Origin of the sequence: Allocoleopsis sp. (assembly GCF_036703385.1) — a bacterium.
In the GTDB taxonomy this organism is placed as follows: Bacteria; Cyanobacteriota; Cyanobacteriia; order Cyanobacteriales; family Coleofasciculaceae; genus Allocoleopsis.
On sequence record NZ_DATNPA010000649.1, the window covers coordinates 1 to 4,168 of the forward strand.

Below are 4,168 nucleotides of genomic sequence, written 5' to 3' on the forward strand. Positions count from 1 at the left end.
ATGTACTTCTCAGTAAACCAGTTAAAGACCAAATACTTGCTGGTTCTGCTGGGAGTACTCTTCAGTATATTGGCATCGGTAAAATACAAGAACTATTGATTCCGCTTCCACCTTTGGCTGAGCAGAAGCGGATTGTTGAGAAGGTGGATGAGTTGATGGGGTTGTGCGATCGCTACGAAGCCGCCAAGCAAACGCGAGACAACCTGCGGCAAGAACTGAGGGAAAGTGCGATCGCTTCTCTGATGAACGCCGAAACTGATGAGGAGTTGGATGCAGCTTGGACATTTGTCCGCGACAACTGGCACAACCTCAGCCAACAGCCTGAAGATGTAGACGGGTTACGGCAATCTATTCTGCAATTGGCTGTACAGGGGAAACTGACTCCTCAAATTTCAAGCAAAATAATTCTAAAGGAACTAATTGAGAAAATTACAACCGAAAGATTGTTTCTCCAGTTGAGTGAGCAAGACAAAAAGAAAATTCTTTTAGAATTTGATAAGACTTATGAAAAACTTGAAGAAAATGATTCCCAGATAACCATTGCTGCTAGATGTATCTGCGACTTCATTACAAAAGGCACCCATTTGATAATTTGTTTAAAAAGTTCTCCTTGCCCAGATTCTTCTGTTTTAGAAGTTGAGTTAATTGGATGTCCACAATGAGGGCAAGCTAATGCAGCCGTTGAAACTTTTCCATCACAAGCTGGACAGTTGGTTAGTTGCATACTGGTTATAGGATAAATTGTTTTTCTGAGATAATTCCAGTAAAAATTTTCTTGGAATTGCTTAAGATATGTTGTCTTGTCTAGAGAATAAACTAATAATTCCTTGAAAAGGTTCAACTAACACGGTTGGTATTATCATTACAAGCACCAGTTTAATAATATAAGCTCTTAAGAAGCTTGCTCCTATTTTGAAAAGCGTTTTTATGACAAGTTTTGTAGCGCGTCTTACTTTGGCGTAATCCATAAGTGATTGAGTTAATTCAACTGTGTATCTCAATCATGCAGGGGTAGTGTATACATTCAAGATGACGTTATGTTTGCGTTATGTTTGATTAATGCTTTTCAGTCTAAAATTTAATTTCACAAACCATCAAAACGATCTTCGGCTCGATGTCAGTCCAGCGCAGAGCATCGCTTCCCCTACAAAGGCATCAGTGTGCTGGTTCAACGAGAGGGCGCGAAAGACTTCTTCTGGAAATCTACCATCCGCGACCTCGACGAAACCGACTGGGAAGAAAACAAGCTTGACATCCACCATATTTTCCCAAAGAAATGGTGTGAGAGCCAAGGTATTGCACCAGCCCGTTACAACTCCATCCTCAACAAGACCCCAATTTCGTACAAAGCAAACCGGATGATTGGCGGACAAGCCCCCAGTGCCTACTTAAACCAGCTTCAAACCCATAAAGCGGTTCAGTTAGACGATGCAAACATGGATGCCATTTTGATGACCCATTGCATTGACCCAGCAATGCTCCGGCAAGACGATTTTGAAGGCTTTATCACTTCAGGGGGTGACAATCGGCTCAAAAGATTGGTAGAGCTTGGTTTTCATCCACTTGAGTCCTCAAAAGATATTAGCTTATTGACAGGTTTATTGAGAATTGGTATTTAGACTAGTTTCCGGTGCGAAACTCAAGCCACGAAACGAGCGTGAGCGCTGTTAAGGAAGCTAATTTTAGGCTGAAGTTATTGGTAATCTAGAAACCAACAAGTTAACAGCTGTGAGCCTAAATAATGGGTTATAACTAGACGAGCTAAATCGAAGATTTCTTCCTGAGGGAGAGCTAGTAATAGATGAATGGCAGAAGAAGCCAGATGGAAAATCTTTGAGATCTTAATTTGGCTTGAATCTAGATTGAGTTTTCTGTACTAAAGCCCGACTAATAATAGTCAAATTGTGGGCGATAATCCCCAAGCCAACCCAACGTTCAAAACCTAAATCTCCCCGATACAAACAGCGATTGAAGCCAAAGCTTCTTTTGAGATAGCTGATACGCCCTTCCACACCATTGTGCCAGTAACGCCCTTGTCGGAAATATCGTTGTTTTTCATGTTGCTGTCGCTGCTGTGATTTATAACCAGATTTTGGTAAAATAATTTGCTCAACTCCCAACTCAGAAGCCAAATTCTCGTTAGGTTGAGAAAAAACGCCTCGATCAGCACTGACTTGCTTAGGTGGATGACTAAACTGTTGTTGATGCTGTTCTAAGCTGTCACGCCATTGCTGAGTATCATGAGGGTTCCCATAAAGCACCCGATAGTTACTGATAATTCCTCCATCCACTTCATCTAACCAAACTTTGTGTCCAAATTCCACCAAAACGTTGGTTTTACCGCGACAGATGATGTCACTATGGCTTTCAAAAATACTGACGAGTTTCTCCGAGGAAGGAACTTTCTGGAGTTGGAAAACCCGACGATGAGTCTGGTCAATTACTTGGATAACACGAGGGATGAATAGGCGCAAGGCTTGGCTAAGTTTTTCGGCTGGCAAGCTCTTGATATTTTGGATAAGTCTTTGTACGCCTTGAGCTTGTTTCAGGCAGGCTTGAGCAACCTCAAGTAGTTTTTCATAAGCTTGTTTTCTTTGCTCACTTCCTCGTTGGGTACGGGTTCGTGATAAGCTATCTATGCGTCGAGAAATTCTCCTGGCTGTGCGATGACGATTGCGGAAAAGTTGAGTGTTGACTGAACAGTTGTGCTGTAACAACAACCTTCTGGCTTGTTGGAGAAGACGAGTTAAAACTCTAACTCCATCTACCAATAAACTGTTATCCGAAGGGAAATGAATATTAGTTTCCACTACAGTGCCATCAGTCCTCATTCTCTTCCCCTGAGTAATTTGGAGTTGGGTGGCGTATACAGTGAGACGCTGGTTGAACTGTTTGAGAGTTTCGCCTTGAATGAGATTAGCCCACCGCAGCAAGGTACTCTTAGTGGGAAGTGGATTAAAATAAACCCGGCAAAACTGCCGTAAGACAATGCTTTCGTTAACCTGTTTAATCGTTTTGGAGTAACTGATTGAGCGTAAGTGCTTGAGAACCAACATCCGTACAATCACCACGAAAAAGCGTCGAGTTTCTTCCCGTTTGAGTCGTATGTGGGTAGCGCTGCGATAAGTCAGCGGCTATTAACTTGAGCAATATTTCATCCGAGAGCAGCTGATCAATTACTGCTAGCTCCTCGTCGGGGTTCCCAACGAAATGAAGGATAGCGCAGAAATCGGGGTCAGCATCATATCGAATCCGTAACACCTGTGGTCAGCCCTGAGAGATTGGAGAAATTTCTTTCTATGTCACCATCACTGTAAGGCTTTCGGGTTTCGCACCGGAAACTAGTCTAAGTAAGAGTGAGAATAGACTTGGGAGCCGACCTGTTCTCGATATAGACCTGATTGGCACTGGTAAACGTCAGTTAATTGTATTGTTTGGGGCTTTTGTGCCTTATCACCTGGGTCTAAAATGAATAGTTCCATTGGTTGGAGGTGTTGAGTAAATGTAAACCTGACGGGAATTAACTTAATTCCTGGCAGTGAGATTATCTCTTTGATTTCCTTGCGTTTAATTTGTTTACTCACGTCTCTCTATCTAACTCTTCTCCAAAATCAAAACACCTAAGTCAATAAGCTTTTGATGCACTGCTTCAAGACCCTGCTCGCAAAAATAATACTTCTTTCTTCTGAACAACCTACTAGAACCTGGTGGGTTTTGTTTTTAATGAGCTTGTTATGAGATAGCGCCAAGATATGTATAACATCTGAAATGCTTATTTCACATTAGCTGCGAATTCGGTGACAGTACGGCTGAAAAACTTTTTTAAATAGGTCTACATTATTCCCAAAATAGAAGAAAGCTGAGTCAAAATCTGGAGCATTTTTATTGATTGTTCGGGCACCTGGTACAAATTCAAGTCTGCCATTCCACTTGGCTACGGCATCCGCTTCACTGAGTAGCTTACCAGTGCCTTTATTTGATTCTGTGCCAGCCTTCAGTAAAGCGATAGCCTCAGTAACGTTACCCGCTTGGTACTGTTCCAGCAGTTTCTTCACCCAAGGTAGTGGAGTTGAGTAGGGAGGATTCATGAAGACTGTCCCTCTCCAAATCTGTGCCAGTCCGTTATCCTCTTTCGTGTAGTGTGCTTTAGCCGGAACTGTTTTTTCAG

4 protein-coding genes and 1 pseudogene are annotated in these 4,168 nt (G+C 42.4%); 2 read left to right on the forward strand and 3 right to left on the reverse strand.

All coding sequences use genetic code 11. The features are described 5' to 3' along the window. Window positions 1–662: restriction endonuclease subunit S (locus V6C93_RS30735; protein ID WP_333480482.1), on the forward strand; the 662-nt coding region annotated here is incomplete at its 5' end. Between the two features lie 14 nt (window positions 663–676). Here V6C93_RS30735 and V6C93_RS38865 read toward each other — a convergent pair. After that, window positions 677–724: pseudogene (locus V6C93_RS38865) on the reverse strand (hypothetical protein); the annotation flags it as partial. 436 nt (window positions 725–1,160) lie between these two features. On the opposite strand from V6C93_RS38865, the gene V6C93_RS30740 reads away from it, so the two are divergent. Beyond that, complete coding sequence (locus V6C93_RS30740) at window positions 1,161–1,619, forward strand: hypothetical protein (protein ID WP_333480483.1); 459 nt, start codon at window positions 1,161–1,163, stop codon at window positions 1,617–1,619. A gap of 222 nt (window positions 1,620–1,841) precedes the next feature. On the opposite strand, the gene V6C93_RS30745 is transcribed toward V6C93_RS30740, so the two are convergent. Together V6C93_RS30745 and V6C93_RS30750 are read right to left on the reverse strand one after the other, a co-directional pair. After that, a protein-coding gene (locus V6C93_RS30745) for an ISNCY family transposase (RefSeq protein ID WP_333480484.1) occupies window positions 1,842–3,261 on the reverse strand; the annotation gives its coding sequence in 2 pieces (ribosomal slippage) (window positions 1,842–3,068 and window positions 3,070–3,261; 1,419 coding nt in all). Window positions 3,262–3,782: 521 nt separating this feature from the next. After that, window positions 3,783–4,168 (reverse strand): DNA N-6-adenine-methyltransferase (locus V6C93_RS30750; RefSeq protein WP_333480485.1); only part of this gene is annotated, 386 nt, incomplete at its 5' end.